General features: G+C 58.6%; 13 protein-coding genes. 6 read left to right on the top strand and 7 right to left on the bottom strand.

Annotation, left to right across the window (positions count from 1 at the left end):
* The first annotated feature begins 9 nt into the window (after window positions 1-9).
* Together HMPREF2562_RS02515 and HMPREF2562_RS02510 are read left to right on the top strand one after the other, a co-directional pair.
* Window positions 10-1,287, top strand: a complete 1,278-nt coding sequence (locus HMPREF2562_RS02515; protein WP_016421733.1) for a ParB/RepB/Spo0J family partition protein — start codon at window positions 10-12, stop codon at window positions 1,285-1,287.
* A gap of 11 nt (window positions 1,288-1,298) precedes the next feature.
* The gene (locus HMPREF2562_RS02510; RefSeq protein WP_016421732.1) at window positions 1,299-2,252 is read left to right on the top strand and encodes a hypothetical protein; all 954 of its coding nucleotides are present in this window, start codon (window positions 1,299-1,301) and stop codon (window positions 2,250-2,252) included.
* Between the two features lie 26 nt (window positions 2,253-2,278).
* On the opposite strand, the gene HMPREF2562_RS02505 is transcribed toward HMPREF2562_RS02510, so the two are convergent.
* The 7 genes from HMPREF2562_RS02505 to HMPREF2562_RS02475 form a co-directional block, all read right to left on the bottom strand.
* Window positions 2,279-3,463: an N-acetylmuramoyl-L-alanine amidase gene (locus HMPREF2562_RS02505; protein ID WP_048733139.1), complete on the bottom strand. Its 1,185-nt coding sequence runs from the start codon at window positions 3,461-3,463 to the stop codon at window positions 2,279-2,281.
* Window positions 3,464-3,873: 410 nt separating this feature from the next.
* Window positions 3,874-4,194: a thioredoxin gene (gene trxA / locus HMPREF2562_RS02500; protein WP_016421730.1), complete on the bottom strand. Its 321-nt coding sequence runs from the start codon at window positions 4,192-4,194 to the stop codon at window positions 3,874-3,876.
* 393 nt (window positions 4,195-4,587) lie between these two features.
* Window positions 4,588-5,526 (bottom strand): thioredoxin-disulfide reductase, encoded by a 939-nt coding sequence (trxB, locus tag HMPREF2562_RS02495; RefSeq protein WP_070549576.1) that lies wholly within the window; start codon window positions 5,524-5,526, stop codon window positions 4,588-4,590.
* Window positions 5,527-5,690: 164 nt separating this feature from the next.
* Window positions 5,691-6,254: a sigma-70 family RNA polymerase sigma factor gene (locus tag HMPREF2562_RS02490; protein WP_224783764.1), complete on the bottom strand. Its 564-nt coding sequence runs from the start codon at window positions 6,252-6,254 to the stop codon at window positions 5,691-5,693.
* A 235-nt stretch (window positions 6,255-6,489) separates the two neighbouring features.
* Window positions 6,490-10,092: a murein biosynthesis integral membrane protein MurJ gene (locus HMPREF2562_RS02485; RefSeq protein WP_049189415.1), complete on the bottom strand. Its 3,603-nt coding sequence runs from the start codon at window positions 10,090-10,092 to the stop codon at window positions 6,490-6,492.
* Between the two features lie 27 nt (window positions 10,093-10,119).
* Window positions 10,120-12,657: a hypothetical protein gene (locus HMPREF2562_RS02480; RefSeq protein ID WP_049189425.1), complete on the bottom strand. Its 2,538-nt coding sequence runs from the start codon at window positions 12,655-12,657 to the stop codon at window positions 10,120-10,122.
* 6 nt (window positions 12,658-12,663) lie between these two features.
* The gene (locus HMPREF2562_RS02475; protein ID WP_191620910.1) at window positions 12,664-13,521 is read right to left on the bottom strand and encodes an NUDIX hydrolase; all 858 of its coding nucleotides are present in this window, start codon (window positions 13,519-13,521) and stop codon (window positions 12,664-12,666) included.
* A gap of 160 nt (window positions 13,522-13,681) precedes the next feature.
* On the opposite strand from HMPREF2562_RS02475, the gene HMPREF2562_RS02470 reads away from it, so the two are divergent.
* From HMPREF2562_RS02470 to HMPREF2562_RS02455, 4 genes are read left to right on the top strand one after another with little or no spacing between them, the layout of a single operon-like run.
* The gene (locus HMPREF2562_RS02470; protein WP_038627072.1) at window positions 13,682-15,124 is read left to right on the top strand and encodes a CCA tRNA nucleotidyltransferase; all 1,443 of its coding nucleotides are present in this window, start codon (window positions 13,682-13,684) and stop codon (window positions 15,122-15,124) included.
* On the top strand, window positions 15,124-15,765 hold the full coding sequence (locus HMPREF2562_RS02465; protein ID WP_038627070.1) for a YqgE/AlgH family protein: 642 nt from the start codon (window positions 15,124-15,126) through the stop codon (window positions 15,763-15,765). The genes HMPREF2562_RS02470 and HMPREF2562_RS02465 overlap by 1 nt, the downstream gene beginning before the upstream one ends.
* Window positions 15,766-16,542 carry an AzlC family ABC transporter permease gene (locus HMPREF2562_RS02460; RefSeq protein ID WP_052155556.1) on the top strand — a complete coding sequence of 259 codons (777 nt, stop codon included), beginning with the start codon at window positions 15,766-15,768 and terminating at the stop codon, window positions 16,540-16,542.
* Window positions 16,539-16,889 (top strand): branched-chain amino acid transporter permease, encoded by a 351-nt coding sequence (locus HMPREF2562_RS02455; RefSeq protein ID WP_038627068.1) that lies wholly within the window; start codon window positions 16,539-16,541, stop codon window positions 16,887-16,889. Before HMPREF2562_RS02460 ends, HMPREF2562_RS02455 begins: the two co-directional genes overlap by 4 nt.
* Window positions 16,890-16,892 lie beyond the last annotated feature (3 nt).

Here is a 16,892-nt window from a genome sequence, read left to right as displayed (position 1 = left end):
TAGTTACCGATGTCGAATCAAAAAAAGGAGAACCGCAAGGGAGGGCTCGGTCGCGGTATCGCCGCGCTGATCCCAACTGCTCCGGCGGCTAACCCCTCGGTAGGTGAGAGTGCCGCGGATATTATCTTCGGTCCCCGCCGTACCCAGGGGACGAAGCAGCCTGGAAGTAGCGGAGTTGCCGACGTACTGGGGGCAGCCGCGACGGGATCCGGCACCTCGTTGACTGAAGGCAAAAACGCCGGAAAATCTGCAAAATCCGGCCAGAGCAAACCTCATACCAATGAGGCGCAGAAACGTCACAGTGACGATAAGGTTATTGGTAAGTCTAGTGATGTTTCACGTGAAACATTGCCCTCGACGACGTCGGGAGCAGCGGACCATGGCAGCGCCGAGGCTACCGATGTTGACGCTTCGGCCGCAAACGAGTTTGGCGCGACCTATCGCGAGATCAACTTGAAGCTGATCACGCCGAACCCGAAGCAGCCACGAGAGGTCTTCGATGAGGAGCCCCTAAATGAGCTCGCTCACTCTATTCGTGAGTTCGGTCTATTGCAGCCGATTATCGTACGACCAATCTCTGAGGATAGTCGTGCGGCCGCACTCGAGGCAGCGCGCAAGGAAGATCCGAACGCGCCGCAACCCGAGTTTGAAATCATCATGGGTGAACGTCGCTGGCGTGCTTCTCAGCGAGCTGGGGTCGACACGATTCCCGCCATCGTTCGCGATACTCCAAACCAGGACATGCTTCGCGATGCCCTACTAGAGAACATCCATCGCGTTCAGCTGAACCCACTCGAAGAGGCCGCTGCGTACCAGCAGCTACTCGAAGAGTTTGGTGTAACTCAGGCAGAGCTGGCGGATCGAATCGGTCGCTCGCGGCCCGTTATTACCAACATGATTCGACTCTTGCAGTTGCCGGTGGAGGTACAGCGACGAGTAGCGGTCGGTGTTCTGTCGGCTGGTCACGCACGTGCCTTGCTTGGAGTTAAGGCAGGTAAGGAAGAACAGCAGCGCCTCGCCGAGCGAATTGTTGCTGAAGGACTATCCGTCCGTGCGACCGAAGAAGCAGTGACATTACTCAATGCCGGCGAGCGACCGAAAAAGCAGCACCGTGAGCCCACTCCGCAGCCGGAGGTCCTTCACAATTGGGCTGACCGCCTGTCCAATTCTTTTGATACGAAGGTGACTGCCCAGATGGGCAAGCGTAAGGGCAAAATCGTTATCGAATTCGGCAACCTCGAGGACTTTGATCGCATCATGTCACTGATGCATCTCGACGAAGAGTAAACCCGGTTACTGTGACTGAAGTATTCATCGAGAAAATTTCGCTGGCCGACATCGAGGGAATCTATCCAGAGACGATGTTAAGCCTGTTTTGGGAACAGGGCATGGAGCATATCCGTACAGCAACTGCCCTACCCCAGTTCTCGACTGAGCCGCGCGAACCTAATTTGGACCCCAGCACGCCAGAAGAGGATGAAGCGCCTAACGGTGATTTAAAGCATTCGGACGGCCAACCCCCTACTCGGCCAGGCGGAGCTAGTGAAAGCCTCTTAAATGGCGATTTAAGCCCTGATTTAGCCGCCCAGGTGCGCTTGGAGAAGGAAGCATGGCTCAATACCGTCTACCTTTCCTGGGGACCGTGCGGATATTCGCTACGACGAAAGCCACCGGCATCACTTATCGATGGGAAACCTGAGACCGTCGGCACGCTGCTCTTTGCTCCGCCACGCTTCTGCCCGACGACATTTTCCATGCCTTCCGGACCAATATCGCCGGATGCGATTGCGCTGACGAGTCTGCATTACAACGCTTTAGAGGTTGACGATGACATGCTCCGCGTGCTCATTGTGACCGCTCTGCACAAGCTCGCGCTGCGCGGGATTTCAGCGGTAGAAGCGTTTGGTTGCAGTGGCACGGCGGATTCTATGTCGGCATTTACGCCGTCGTCGCCAACGCCTGACGACGGTACGGAGAACCTAATCGCTGATTTCGAAGCGCAACTTGAAGAAAAGCTAAATCCTAAGCCGTGTATTTCAGATTCGTTGGCGGCGATTAACCATAACGCCGGTGATTTGATTCGTACGCGAACCCTTCTTGACTCCGGGTTTCGGGTGGTCACTCCACATCCGATTCATCCGAAACTCCGTATCGAGTTGGATGCGGAATTGGATTGGGACGAAGAAATCGGCCATGCGTTGGATCTAAGTGCGAAAGAACCCTTTATGCGCTCAAAGCTGTTCAGTCTTTAGCGCCGGGTTTGATTGATCAGCCGTGTTTAGGCTTTTTCCTCTTCAATCAGCTGCGCAAAGCTGTAAGCGCCGGTCATTGGCTGCTGCTCTTCATCGCCCAGGTACAGACGCTTTACAGCGACAACGATAGATTCGGCAATTACGTCACGCTGATCTGGGGAAGAAAGAATTGCGACGTCATCCTCGTTGGTCAGGTAACCAACGGCGACTTCCACCGTGGGCATCCTGGTCAGACGGAGGAGATCCCAGGTACGGGCGTGCGAGCGGCAGTCTACCAGGCTCGTACGGGCAACAATCTCTCGCTGGATAAGGCCAGAGAGCTGTTCGCCCAGAATGGAGTTGGAGCCCTTCATCGAGCCAAAGTAAAAAGTCGCAATACCGCTGGCGCGGTTGTTGTGATAGTGGTCGGCCTGCAGGGAGATGAAGACGTCAGCGCCAAATGCGTTGGCCATCTCAGCGCGATCCTCGATGGACGGATTGTCGGTACGAGGACGAGACAGAATAGTCTCTGCACCTGCCGCGACAAGGCGACCCTCAATGCGAGAGGCCAAATCCCAAAGAATCTCTTCTTCAGAAATCTGACCGTAAGGGCCGTCGACCACAATGCCGGGCTCCCCTGCCCCAAGACCTGGATCAATGACAATGCGCTTTCCAGAGAGCTTCGGCCCCATCGTGCGCAGTATTTCCTTCTCGTGGAAGGCGTTTACAGAGCCACCAGTAACCCTCCTGCCCAAGTAGCTGAGCGCCCGGAGAGTAACGGGACCACAGATACCGTCGGGCTCCAGCCCGTAATTGAGCTGGTATTCACGTACAGAGGCATCGGTCTTCGGGCCAAAGTGGCCGTCTACTCGGGCATCGTGGAAGCCGAGTTCCTGCAAGGTAGCTTGGAGAACGCCTACGTCCTCACCGGTCATTTGTGACAGTGGATCGTAGGACAGTACGCGGGTGCCCAGAGTGTACGAGGCTTCTCGCAGTAGGCGCAGGGTGCTGTCGCGGATGATCCCGTCGGCATAGACACCGCGGGACTGTTGGAACGCCAGGAGAGCGTTGCGCATATCCTCATCAAAGAGGTCATCGTCACCAGACCACTGAGGCGAGTTCTCCTCCGCGGCTGAGCCCTCCCAATTGGGCAGAAGCCCAAGACGAGCCAGGGTAGAACGTACCTCGGCTACACGAGGTGACCTATCGCCCACCTTCAGAAACTCTGGCACGAAAACTCCCTTCCGAACTCCACAATTATGTTTAGGCCGTTGTGGGTCCTCACAACACTTAATCAGTATTACTGGCCAGTGAGCTAAACGAAACTTCAGTTAAGAAATCTCGCGCACTCTCAGAGGATATGGTCAGCAATACCTCTCAAGTTGGCGGCAACCTGGTTCCTTCACGGTATTAAGGAAGACGTAAACCGCCATTTCCAGCAAGATTACCAGGTCGCAGGCGCGAATTGATTGTTACGAGGGCGCGTCGGCTAGCCCGACGGCAGAACCCCAGGACTAACTCTAAATCACAACCACAACTTCAGTCACATCATAATGGGGTGTGTCCAACGAAGGTGGCAATAGCGAAGTGGCGGGTGGGCAGTCGTAACCTCGTATCGGATAAGGAGCAACCCCAAGTTCTTTTAAAGGTGCTTTTCGATGAGCGACGTGATTTCGCCCTTCGGGCGGACTCCGCGAATCTCTTCGACCTTCTTGCCGTCCTTGAATAGGAGCAGGCTTGGGATGGACATGATCTGGAACATGCCAGCCAGTGCACGCTCCTCATCAACGTTGACCTTGGCGATGACGGCCTTGCCATCGAGCTCGGTCGCAACCTCGTCCAAAACGGGAGCAATCTTCTTACACGGGCCACACCACTCTGCCCAGAAATCAACAAGCACCGGCTTATCGGATTCGAGGACATCGGACTTAAAGGTGTTGGCGGTGACGGTTACCGGAGCCATGAAATTCTTCTCCTTAGAATGAGCTCGTTTGAGTTCTTAGTGGTTTTGTTTTGTGGTCTTGATTCTAATTTTTCAACCTAGCTTCTTCAGCCTCGCGTACGGATTTGGCGCTCAAGGCGTCAAAAATTAGGGCTTCCGGTGGTGCGAGTGAAGTACTAAATTGTTAATTAATGGTGTTCTTGAGAACGCTGCAAGTGCTCGATGAGTACGGGGCGTACCGGGCTATAACACGTCCTGCTGCGCCCTGATTGAGCTACAGCTAACAACAATTGGGCTTACCGGCTATCGGATATTCCCCATAGTTGGATATCTGCAATCGTAGGGCTTATCCAACAATTGCGATACCCCAACTATTAGGTGTTTATCCAGCTAGTGCGACTGCCCTGCTGTCAGCTACCGAGCAACAGTTTCCAAGTAGTGCTCAGCATCCAGCGCAGCCTTGCAGCCAGAACCAGCGGCGGTAATTGCCTGCTGGTAATGCGAGTCAACAACATCGCCCGCTGCAAAGACGCCCTTGAGGGAGGTCTGGGTGCTCGGAGCGGCTACCTGAATGTAGCCATTCTCATCGCAATCCAGCTGATTGCGAACCATCTGCGAACGTGGCTCGTGGCCAATTGCTACGAACATGGCAGTCACATCCAGGACGGACTTCTCACCAGTGACGGTGTCTTCCAGCTCGAGACCGGTAACCGAACCCTTGTCCTCACCAAGAACCTGGGACACAACCTTGTTCGTCGCAAAGCGAATCTTGTCATTGTTCTGCGCGCGCTCGACCATGATCTTCGACGCACGGAACTCATCGCGGCGATGGACAATCGTCACCGAGCGGGCGAACTTGGTAAGGAAGGTTGCCTCTTCCATTGCGGAGTCACCGCCGCCGATGACGGCAATATCGTGGTCGCGGAAGAAGAAACCATCACAGGTGGCACAGGCGCTGACACCATGACCAAGCAGCGCCTGCTCACCCGGAGCACCGACATAACGCGGAGCGGCACCGGTTGCCAGGATGACAGCGTGAGCCTTGTGCTCTTCTTCGCCAACCCAGACAGACTTGATATCGCCGGTGAGATCCATGCGATCGACAATCTCCATGCGCAGGTCAGCGCCGAAGCGCTCTGCCTGTGCGCGCATCTGATCCATCAGCTCTGGGCCCATGATGCCCCCGGAGAAACCTGGGTAGTTCTCCACATCGGTAGTCGTCATAAGCAGGCCGCCAAACTCGATGCCCTCGAACACCACAGGCTTCAGGTCGGCACGGGCTGCGTAGGTGGCAGCCGTGTAACCGGCGGGACCGGAACCGACGATGATCAGGTCGTGAACGATATCGCTCATGAAGACTCCTATAATTTTTATCTCTCACATCACATGGCGCACAGTGATGCTCAGTAGTAAGCAAATTTTTCAGCTCCGGGAAAGAAATTACCGGAACCAGCCACCTCAACCAACGTGAGGTTAGCCATCTCTATTCCCCCAGCCTCTCCCCTGCTCCGCAGTTGTTAGGCCACCTGCACTTCTTCCAATTGTCGCCGAAGCGTACGACGCGCCCGCGCCCGCCGAGACTTCAACGTCCCGCTCGGCTGCCCAATACTGCGAGAGGTCTCCTGCAGCGAATATCCAAAGATGTCCAAGTACAGCAGGGCATCCCGTTGATCCGTTGGCAGCTGCTCCAATGCGGCGGCCATAGTCACACGTAGCGGAACATCCGGGCAGGGAATCGGCTGTGAACTCATAAACGTCTCAAAATCCTCCTCCTTATCGCAGAGAGGGATCTCCCCGAAACGACCGCGGTTGTGGTCAATACACGCATTCTTCACGATGCACGTCAGCCACGTCGCCACCGTCGAACGCCCGCGAAAATTCGCCGCCCCCGCAATTGCCCGCGCCAGCCCCTCCTGTACCCCATCCAAGGGATCGAAATCATCCCGACGATAGCGCCGCGCCATCGCTACCAACTGCGGATAATAACGCCGTGCCAACACCGCGAACGCGCGACGATCCCCCGCCAGGTGCGCCTTCAATAATTCACGATCGACCTCGTCCGCAGATGCATGCTTTTGCATACCGACGACGCCACAATCCCCCAGTCGCCGACCCGCATGGGCCTTACGGTGACTGTCCCCAATTCGATTTCTTCCCCCAAAGTTCATGGCTCCTATGCAAACACGAAACCCGCGCTCTCCGCTTGGCAAAACTGCCGTGGAGACCGCGGGCTGTGGATGAATTTCAAAATGTCCCAGTAGCTGTGGATAACTTGGGACAACTTAAACTGTTGCCGCCTAAGGCAAGCTCAGAGCGTTATTCCGTACCACGCACCTGGATATCGCCAATTGCAACTGGCAGCAACGAATCCGGGGATTGCTCAGCCAGATTGCGGTCGCCGACAAGTGGGTTGTCCGAATCGGAATTCTGCGACTCAGCATCAGCATTCGTATCAGCATCAGTGTCTGAGTTGCTGTCGGCTACCGCTTCCGCAGCCGTCGGCAAGCCGGAGATCCAGACAACAAGGTTCTTCCACTCAGTGTCGCGGCTATCAATTTCGATAGTTGTCGTACCTGAGATGGCGGTTGCGCTACCGAGAACCGTTGTGTCATCCAAGTTTGTCGAGTCAGCATCGCGTAGGCCGCGAACTTCAATGTGTGCGCCCGGGGTCGCAGAGACCTTAAGCTCTCGAATGGTTGCCGGTTCATCCAGAGTGACCCGAATACCAACACCAGGTTTAAAGTCCTCTGGACGATTGCCGAACTGGCTGAGGTAAGTAGAAGTTACCCAGAAGCTTTCCTCGTCATTATCGATGGTCAGCTCAGCCATGTCCGGATTGTCCGGACCTGCTGCAGGGTTGTCGGTGTCGGCTTGCCACTCGCTAGCGTCGGCAAGCGAGAGCGTCGTGACCGGAGCCGGACCGCGTCGTACGGACTCGGAGTTAATCGGTGCGTCCGAGGAACGGTTAACCAGTCCAAAGATGCCCGCGGCGACAAGTGCACCGACAATGACTACACCGACAACGACTGCGCCGGTGCTGAATGCGCGGGTGCGATTCTTGGTGTGGTGAGCGTTTGATTGGGCTGCACCGTCGGCATCGACGGATTCGCGCGCACCGGTGTCGGGGTCGATTGCGAGAAACTCCGAAGAGTCGGGGCCGAGCGCTGCAGTGCGCAAATCCTCCGCGAGTGTGCGAGCTGGCGACTCCTTTTGGTTGAAGTTCTCCGGGCGAACCTGCTTCGCGCGGTCGATGGCAGCAGAAATATCGGAGGGGATATTTGGCAAGTTGTAGAACAGCTCGTCGATGACAGAAAGCAACGCGTTGTAGTCCGAACGTTGCGAGCTATCGGGCAAAACGACGGGGAAAGCGTCGTAGATGTGGCCGTCGCTGCTGATGCGCAATTGTCCAGGCTTGTTTGTCAGGCCAAGGCAGCGTCCAGATTCGTGGGCGTCGGCGATTGTCTCGGCAAGTGATGCTATTGCGAGTGCCAGGGCATCCGGGTGGGCGGCCTGATCGAACCGCTCAATACCGATACTGCTGGTCCAGTCGGCGACGATGAGCACCTCGGTGCGTGTCTTCGCCACACTATGAATGTGGGACATCCCGGTGCCAGCCAGGTCACGCAGCTCATTGGTCGTCGTGGCAATCTTCTGGGCGGCAACCGATGGCGAAGTGTCGTAGTACGGCAGTGCAATCGTGTCGACGAAGACGAGTGCGACATCTGAGTTGTTGGGATCGCCCATATCCATGGCGCGCCACAGGCGCAGACCTGGGTAGGTCGCGACTTCAGAACGCAGACGGAAACGACCACCTGAGACCATCTCGCCGGGTACATAGCGGGTTGGGCGAGAACCCTGCGTCGGCATCGGCGGCAGCAGCGGCGAAGCGGTGAAGCCCTCGTTTGCCAGACCCGTGGCCTCGCCGATCAGGTTCGACGGGGCAATCGAGAAAGCATCAGCGGCGAAGCCACGTTCGCGCTCCATATCCTCACGGTCGGCGACGGCATTGTCGGCTGCATGAGGCTGCGGAGCAAAGCGGCGTAGACCCGGGATGCGGCCGAGGAAGCCGCCCAGAACGCGGACCTCTTCCAATGGAGCCTGAGCGAGCACCAGGCCGGTACCGATGAGGAAGACCACGCCGGTGACGATGGTCTGCAGCAGCACGCCGAAGGAACCGAAGAAATCGAACAGCACAAGGTCGGTCAATGCGAATGCGCCCCAGGCGACGGCGACACCGACGAGCGACGCCCCCAGTGCCCACAGCACGGTGTGGATGGTCGCCTTACTGTCCAAGTGTCCGAGAGCGCGGCGCAAGAGCAAGAAGCCAATTACCGCGCCGGCGACGAAACCGAAACCGTTGGCGGCACCGAGCAACACGACGACGGTCTCATCGTCAGAAGCCAGACGAGGAGCGAAGAACGACAGAATCACCTTGACGGTGGTAATGCCGAGGATGATGAAAGTCGGGGTCCAGGCCTCTTCACGGGCGTAGAAAACACGCAAGTGCAAAAGCACAATGGCGTATGGAATAAGCGAGAACGCCGAGAAGGACAGCGTCCAACCGAGAATCTCTGCGGTTTCGCGGGGGAACTCCAGATACGCGAAAAGACCGACGGCGATGGGGCGGCCGAATGCGGTGAAGAATGCGACGATCGGCACCAGCGCAATCATGGTCAGGCGCGTACCGATGGACAGATCGCGGACCACTGCCCCATCGTTGCCATCGGCTGCATTGCGGGACAGTCGCGGCATGATGGCGGTCAGCAAGGTAACTCCGATGATGCCGTAGGGCACCTGCAACAGCAGCCAAGCCTGCTGGTAAATCGTCGGCGCTGCCTTGGAGGCAGTCGAGGCAATATTGGTGGTGATGAAGTAACCAGCCTGGGAAATTGCCACGTAGGTAATAATCGCGACACCCATGCCGGTGAACTGTTTGATGCGGTCGTCGATACCCCACAGCGGACGCAAATCAATGCCCGCGCGCTTGAGGTAGGGAATCATGATGGCTGCCTGAATGACGACACCCAGGGTGGTACCAAGACCCAAAAGCAGGATGTGCGGATCGGAGAGTGAACCGTCCGAATCCGGACTCAATTGGCCGGGCAGGAACAGATATAGCAAGAGCGTGGCAATGGCCACGACGTTGTTAGCGACAGGTGCCCACGCACCGGGTTTAAAGATTCCCTTGGTGTTTAGCACCGCCATGAGCAGCGCAAATATGCCGTAGAAGATGATTTGCGGCAATAATAAGAACGCAAAGGACGTTGCCAGCGGAACGTTGACCTTACCGGCCTCGTTAAGGCTCAATCTGGTCAACAGTGGCGCACCTATCACTGCCAGCACCGTCACCACTGCCAGCAGCGTCATAGAGACAGTCAAGAGACGTCTAATGAAGGCGGCACCGTGATCTGGATCCTCCTTCTCCGCGCGCACCAACACCGGCACCACCAGAGAAGTCAGCACCGCGCCGAGGACGATTTCCGTAATCAGGTTCGGCAGTGTGTTGGCGACGTTGAAGGCTGAAGCCACAGCCGGACCCAGCGTCGCGCCGATGAGCAGGTTTCGCAAAAAACCCGTAATGCGCGAAATCAGGGTAGCGATTGCCATCGAGCCCGTGGAGGCGACGATGTCCGAGTTCGACTGTCCCTGATTTGCGTCCGCCGTCGAGCCTGCGGAGGAATCGCTGGAAGCGGTTGCTGTCGCAGTTGCCGCCTTTGCTGGCGATGGTGATGCCGATTCCGTCATCGCGTCAGCGGCGGTATCGGCATTTGCCTTATGGCCGGATACGCGAGTTAGGTCCGGGGCCGCTTCGGCCGGCTGAGATTCAGCCGTTGGCCGCGCCGCCGGAACTGGGGCCGGTGGCGCGGGGCGACGAATGCGGCCTCGAAGTCCAGATTTATGCGCGTCTGAGTCAGTCACATGTCCTATTGTTGCTTAAAAGGGGGTCTATTTCCGAAAGTACTGAGACCGTTTTGCGGCAAAAAACCCACCAACAGTGACGATGACGAGGGTCACGATAGCCAAAACCCCAACCGAAGCGCCCGATTGCACGGAAATACTCACTGATCGAGAAATCGGCGTGCCGCCAGGTGATTCGAGCCACAGCAACAGGTTGTGGGAGTTGTCTCCACTATCCCGTGGCCGGTCTCCCTCTGGAGCATTGGTCGCCGGAGTGGATTCTGCATCATCACCCGACTTCGGAGTGAACTGAACAGTCACCGACCCCTTGGCGGGGATGGCGGCCTCATACTTCTCCTCCATCACCGAATCTCCAGCGCCGACGCGCACGAACGCGGGAACCGGCAGCGGCAGGCCATTGCGAGCCAGCACCGCAATCGGCGACAGCTGCGTTGCGCGGGTGTAGACACCGCCGGGAGCTACCAACGTCACTGAATTGCGCAGGCGTCGAGTCATAATCAGTGCCTGGTCGCTGAGTTCTTCGCTCCGCCGCTGCACGTCAGGTGACTGCAGCTGATTTCGCCGGCCGAGAGTTGTAAACGAGCGCAGCAAGTCGTGCCGCAGGGGGCGGGTGAATTCATACCGCGTCAGTGCGACATTGGGATCGTTGGACATGATTGTGGTCAGGTCCGTGATTTCGCGGGAGGCCAGTTGAGCCTTCTCCACGAGCGTCTCACTCACTGGCGCGGGATCGGCGAGCTCGTCAACTGGGGTAACCGAGCCCGCATCCAGGTCACGAGCTGCGGCGGTGATGGAGTCCATCAGCGGAGTTAGCTCAGCCAGGTTAGCGTCCACGGCTTTCCGAACCGCGGCCATGAAATCTTCAGCGTCGCTAGCGTGTGGATCCCAACCGGACGGTGGTGCTGCCACTACAGCCGCGCGAGGGGCATCCGAATCAGTCAGTGATTGGAACAGAGTGCCAATCGCTGTCTGCATCCGTGCAGCCTCGGAGTCGATTCGGAAATCGTAGCGTCCCAGCAGATTCGAATACGCCACAGTCTGGGGAGACCGTCCTGTTACAGCCAGAGAGGCTGTCAGTGCCCCAGAGAGGGCGAAGGCGCGGCTACCGTCGGCAAGCACGCCACTGTGGCCAGGCCGTAGTGTCTGACCATCGGCGGTGATAGTGGTGTTGTCCGCGACTAATACGGTGGTGTCGTGCGCGGCTTCGCGTGGAGTGGGCGAGGGAGGCATCGTCTCGCCGGTATCTACGCGGTCTTCGAATGCGCGCTCCGGAGTGGTTCCGTTCAGAGCTGTCGCCGCCGAGTACAGCGGGGCGCTTTCCGACGTTACGTATCCCTCGGCGGGCAAATAGATACCCGGCAGTGTCTGAACGTCCAAATGCTTGGCGATGGTCTGCCGACCAGCGGCGAGTGCCTCCATGGAAAGCTCTTGATCCGCCACGCGAGCTACGGCGCTGGCATCGGTGCCGCCCCACGGCAGTGACAGTGTGCACGTGTCCTGTGTGAGATCGTGCAGCCGGTTAAGCCAGTCGGCGGCATTGTCGCTGGCGGGCATATGCGTGAGATTGGTGTCATCCGCGTTTCCCCAGGAATCCCGCAGTCGTGGAGAGGACTCGACAGGACTTGGGCGGCTGGTGCCAATCCAGTAGTCACGGGTCATCCGGGAGATTGCATCGAGGGTCTCCGGGTCGATGGCGATGCATGTCGATTCCCGCAATCTCTCCCCATCGGGGCCGGCAAAGCCTTTTTCCAACGAGGTGAGCAAACCGTCGAGGCGGCCACCGCGTTCGAGAGACTCGGCCAAAGAATTGTCGGTGAGGATGAGATTCGGCGACGAGGGTGCGTCACCGGTCTCACCGCCGACCACTGGCACTGGCTGGCTGATGGGCCAAATCAGCGAAAACGGCACTGGGTCGCGGCGGGTGGGCGCATCGGAATTGTCGGTCTCATCGTTGTCGTTCTCATCACCGGCAGGCGGTTCCGGCTCATCACCTGCAGCTTGCGAATCCGTCACCGGTAGCAGTGCGCGTGTTTCCGCCAGCAGGCGGTCGATGTCATCTTCCGGTTGCCCGTTAGCGTTGATGAGCAGCGGAAACGTGCCGGCTTCCGTGATGTCGAGTCCTTCTGGGGCCGGTGCGGAGATAGGAACACTTAGCGTAACCTCACGCGTCTCGCCCGCTTTCAGCTCGATGGGGGCACTGAAGGTACCAGCCACATCAAACACCGATTCAGGCTCAGCGAGAATCGTCTGCGCATCTGCAGAGGAAGCTAGTGCGCCGGCCCGCTGTGGGCGCAGCGCAACATTGCTGATATCCGCGTTGGAGGTGTTGTGCACCTGCACCTTGATGGTCAGTGTCGAATGTAGAGCCGCGACATGCGGAGCGAAGCTGGTTATCGAAAGCCGAAGGGGTCCCTGTTCACCGACTCGATTGGTACCACTGCCCCACAACTGCTCATCTTGCGCAAAAGCTGGGGGCGCAACGGCCGTCGGCAAGCACAGTATGAGCGCTGCGGTGGCGGCCGTGACTTTACGAACAACATTCCTTGGCAACTGCAACCTGAACATGCGCAATCACCTCGGCGTCTGCCGGCCTGCTCGCTTTTCCGCGCGGGCGAGATCGGGCAGCAGATTGTGCGCGCGCCGGGCCAGTTTGCGTTCGTCAGCGTAGGCCAACCGCTCCACCAGGGTGTCTACCGGGACCCACATGACCTGAGTGACCTCGGGATCTTCGTCGTTCAAATCGCCATCGACGTAGCGCAGAAGGTGATGGTGCACGGTCTTGTGAATCCGCGTGCCATCGGAGACAAACCAGTAGTCAATCACACCGAGCTCCTCGATGACCTCGCCGCGAATGCCCGTTTCTTCCCACACCTCACGTTCGGCGGTGGAATCGAAAGCTTCGCCGGGCTCGACATGGCCCTTGGGCATTGACCACAGCAGGCGCCCGCGGCGGTCGTGCCGACCAATCAGCGCGACATAAATCCGCGACAGGTCGACCTTGCCGCCCTCGCCGACCGCCTCGGCCAGACCCGAGACGACCAGTCCGCCCGCCGAAGTCTCAATCGAGGTCTGCATCGGCGCTGCATTTTGCGCGCGCGACGAGTGCGCACGGCGATTGTTCGTGCGCTTCGTCTGTGCGTGACGACGGCGATTGTTCCTATCCTGGCCGTTCTTACGGCCACCGCGGTTGTTCGACTGCTTCGAGGGTCGTGCCGACTTCGGTGATTTGGAAGATTTCTTGGCGCCACCGGAGTTTGGCTTGGCCGATTTGGGGCCATTGGCACTGGAGCCACTGCGTTTTGCGGAATTTCCGCTGGTAGTAGCGCTATTGGTGTTGGTGGACGCGGAAGCGCCACCCCTTCTGCGCGGTCGCCGACGACGTCGACGGCTCTTCGCCGCCGAGTTGTCATTGCGTACCACGTTGTTCATTCCACTTAGACTACCGGGTTTATAGGTATAAGCGGGTATTGTGTCGGTCGTGACACAATCGACTCCTTCAACGACAAATGGTGACCAGCCCGGGGCGACTACACCTCACGGCGCTACTCCGGCGGCTGCTGATGCGGACCCACAGGTGCGCAGGACGGCAATGCTGGCAGTGGCGGATCAGGCGATTGCCAAGGAGTCGGAGATTCTCGATTCGCTGGCAGCTGCGTTTAGTGCAGCTGGCCACCGTCTGTACCTTGTGGGCGGTTCTGTGCGCGATGCTCTCTTAGGGCGACTGGGCGTGGATCTCGATTTCACCACCGACGCACGCCCGGAGGTGACGCGCGCGATTCTTGATGACTGGGCGGACATTGTCTGGGATACCGGCATTGAATTTGGCACGCTGTCCGCAGAGCGGCATGGCCGTCAGGTGGAGATCACCACGTTCCGTGCGGATACGTACGACCAGGTCAGTCGCAATCCGGAGGTCACTTTCGGCGACACGCTGGAAGGCGATCTAATCCGCCGTGACTTCCGCTGTAACGCCATCGCCGTTGAACTGCATGGCGACGGCACTCGCACCTTCCTCGACCCGCTCGGAGGTTTCGAGGATCTTGTCGCGGGTGTCTTGGACACCCCGGGGGCGCCGGAGGTCAGCTTTGGCGATGATCCCCTGCGCATGCTGCGTGCCTGCCGCTTCGCATCCCAGCTCGGGTTCGACGTGGCGCCGCGCGTACTCAAGGCGTTGAAGGAAATGTCCAGCGAAATTGACCGCATCACGGTTGAGCGCATCTCCACTGAGCTGAACAAGCTCATCCTGGGGGCAGATCCCAGCCGTGGTATCGACCTGATGGTGGAATCGGGGTTGGCCGACCGCGTGCTGCCGGAGATTTCCGATATGCGCATGACGCAGGATGAACACCGCCAGCACAAGGATGTCTATCAACACTCCCTGCAGGTCATGCGGCAGGCTATTGATCAGGAAGAACCCGGTGAACCGGACCTCGTGCTGCGCTGGGCGGCACTGCTGCACGACTGTGGTAAGCCCGCTACCCGCGCCTACAACGAGCAGGGCAATGTCACCTTCTACCAGCACGAGGTCGTCGGTGCGAAGCTGGTGCGTCGCCGCCTGCGCAAGTTGAAGTTTCCGAAGAAAATTAGCCATGAAATCTCCCAGCTGGTCTACTTGCACATGCGCTTCCACGGCTATGGCGAAGGCAAGTGGACGGACTCGGCGGTGCGACGTTATGTCAACGACGCCGGAGATTTGTTGGAACGACTCAACAAAATCGTGCGGGCCGACTGTACGACGAGAAACCGTCGTAAAGCAGCACGCCTCGCACGAGCCTGCGACAACCTGGAAGCGCGAATCAAGGAGCTCGCTGAGCAGGAGGACCTCGCACGCGTCCGCCCCGATCTGGACGGCAACGAAATCATGGAGATTCTGGACCTGAAGCCTGGCAAGGAAGTCGGACAGGCCTGGAATTACCTGAAAGAGCTGCGATTGGAGTCCGGTCCGCTGGAGCGTGAGGATGCTATCTTGGCGCTGAAGAAATGGTGGTACGAGCAGTCCGGTGAGCAGGCTGAAAGCGAAAGTGAGAGCTAATGGCATCGATTAATCCGGAGAATCTCTATGGCGACCGGCTTTTTACCAGCCTCGAGCGCAACGACCCGGCCGCCGGTATGCTGCTGCTCGCAGCACCCGGCATGCTCTCGCCGGAATTCGCTCGTTCGGTGATTTTCCTCATTGAACACGATGAGCACGGCACCCTTGGTGTCGATCTCACGCAGCGTTCGCAGACGCCTGTGCACAATGTGCTCGAGCCCTGGGCGTCACTGATGACTAAGCCGCCGGTGCTCTACGTCGGGGGTCCGGTCAACCAGACGCAGCCAATCTGCATTGGTGTGGTGCGAAATGGCGCTACCCTCCCAGAGGAGACCGACAGTATTACCGGTGCACCGCTGATGGAACGCATCGCCCATAGGTTTGCGCTGGTCAACCTCGGCGCGGAGCCGGAGGATGTACGCGACCGCATCGATGGCGCGCGTATCTTCGCCGGTTACGCGGGCTGGGATCCGGGGCAGCTGGAAGAAGAGCTCGATCGCGGTGATTGGTACGTCGCCCCTGCCCTGCCCTCTGATGTACTCGCGCCTGCTGCCGCTGACATCTGGGGTGATTGCATGCGCCGTCAGCCCTGGCCGCTGCCGCTGTATGGCACCTACCCCGTAGATGTACGTGACAACTAGATGAGTGAGCACATCAATGCCGAAGGAAACAGTGCCGCAACTAGTGACCGCAGCGACATAGCTGCCGGCATTCGGCAGACACTGCCCGTCGGCATGGGTCTCATTCCGCTGGGGCTCGCATTCGGCCTACTCATCGCACAGACTGGCTTAAGTTGGTGGTGGGCACCCATCTTCTCCTTCGTGGTCTACGCGGGGTCGATGGAATTCCTCGCTGTCGGCCTGGTTATGGCCCATACGGGTCTGCTCGGCTGTGCCGTGACCTCGTTTATGGTCAACTTCCGCCACGTCTTCTACGGGCTGACGTTCCCCCGCGACCGGATACAGTCTCGTCTCGGCCGCGCATACTCCACATACGCGCTTACCGACGAGTCGTATGCCATCGTCTCTGCGGCAAATCCGGCTGAAAAGATGTCGGGCCGCCGCCTGCTGACGATTCAGATTCTCTGCCAGTTGCTGTGGGTGGGCTCCGGTATTGTCGGGGCGCTAACCGGTGCAGCATTGCCCGAAGGGATCCGCGGTGCCGAGTTCGCACTGGTGGCGCTCTTTACGGTGCTGGCCATGGACGCGTTTGAGACCTCCAAGGATTGGTCACTGCCCCTGGCCGCTATCGTCTGCACGTTGGTCGGGTGGCTGATTAACCCGAACCAGATGCTGGTCATCGGGTTGTTGATGTACTTCGGCATGCTGCTGTTGCGCGTGTGGTCACCACGAGTAGATCGGGTGATGCGCATGACGTCGTCAAGCAATCAGCGTGTAACGGAGGGAGAGCGAGCATGACCGCGATGCCCGATTCTGGCTATGTGCTAGCCGCGCTCTTTGCGATGGGCGCAGTGACAGTTGCGTTGCGCGCACTGCCGTTTGCGTTCGTGCGGACCCTGAAGGGCTCTCCCCTGTTCGAATTCCTCGGCACGACCATGCCTGTTGGAGTCATGATGGCGCTGGTGGTTTACACCGTCTTTGGACGGTTGGGGCTCAGCGGTGAGGGTGGCGACCCCGGCGCTGCCTGGGCCGTGCCTGTAGCGCTGGTCGTCACCATCTTCCTGCACTGGTGGCGGCGCAACACCGTGATCTCGATATTCGTAGGCACGGCGCTGTATATGGCCCTCGTGAACCTTGTCGCGTGAGGT

The organism is Corynebacterium sp. HMSC077G07 (assembly GCF_001809225.1).
Lineage (GTDB): Bacteria > Actinomycetota > Actinomycetes > Mycobacteriales > Mycobacteriaceae > Corynebacterium > Corynebacterium jeikeium_D.
The sequence above is the reverse complement of the archived record's forward strand: the minus strand, read 5'-3'. Positions and strand labels throughout refer to the sequence as shown.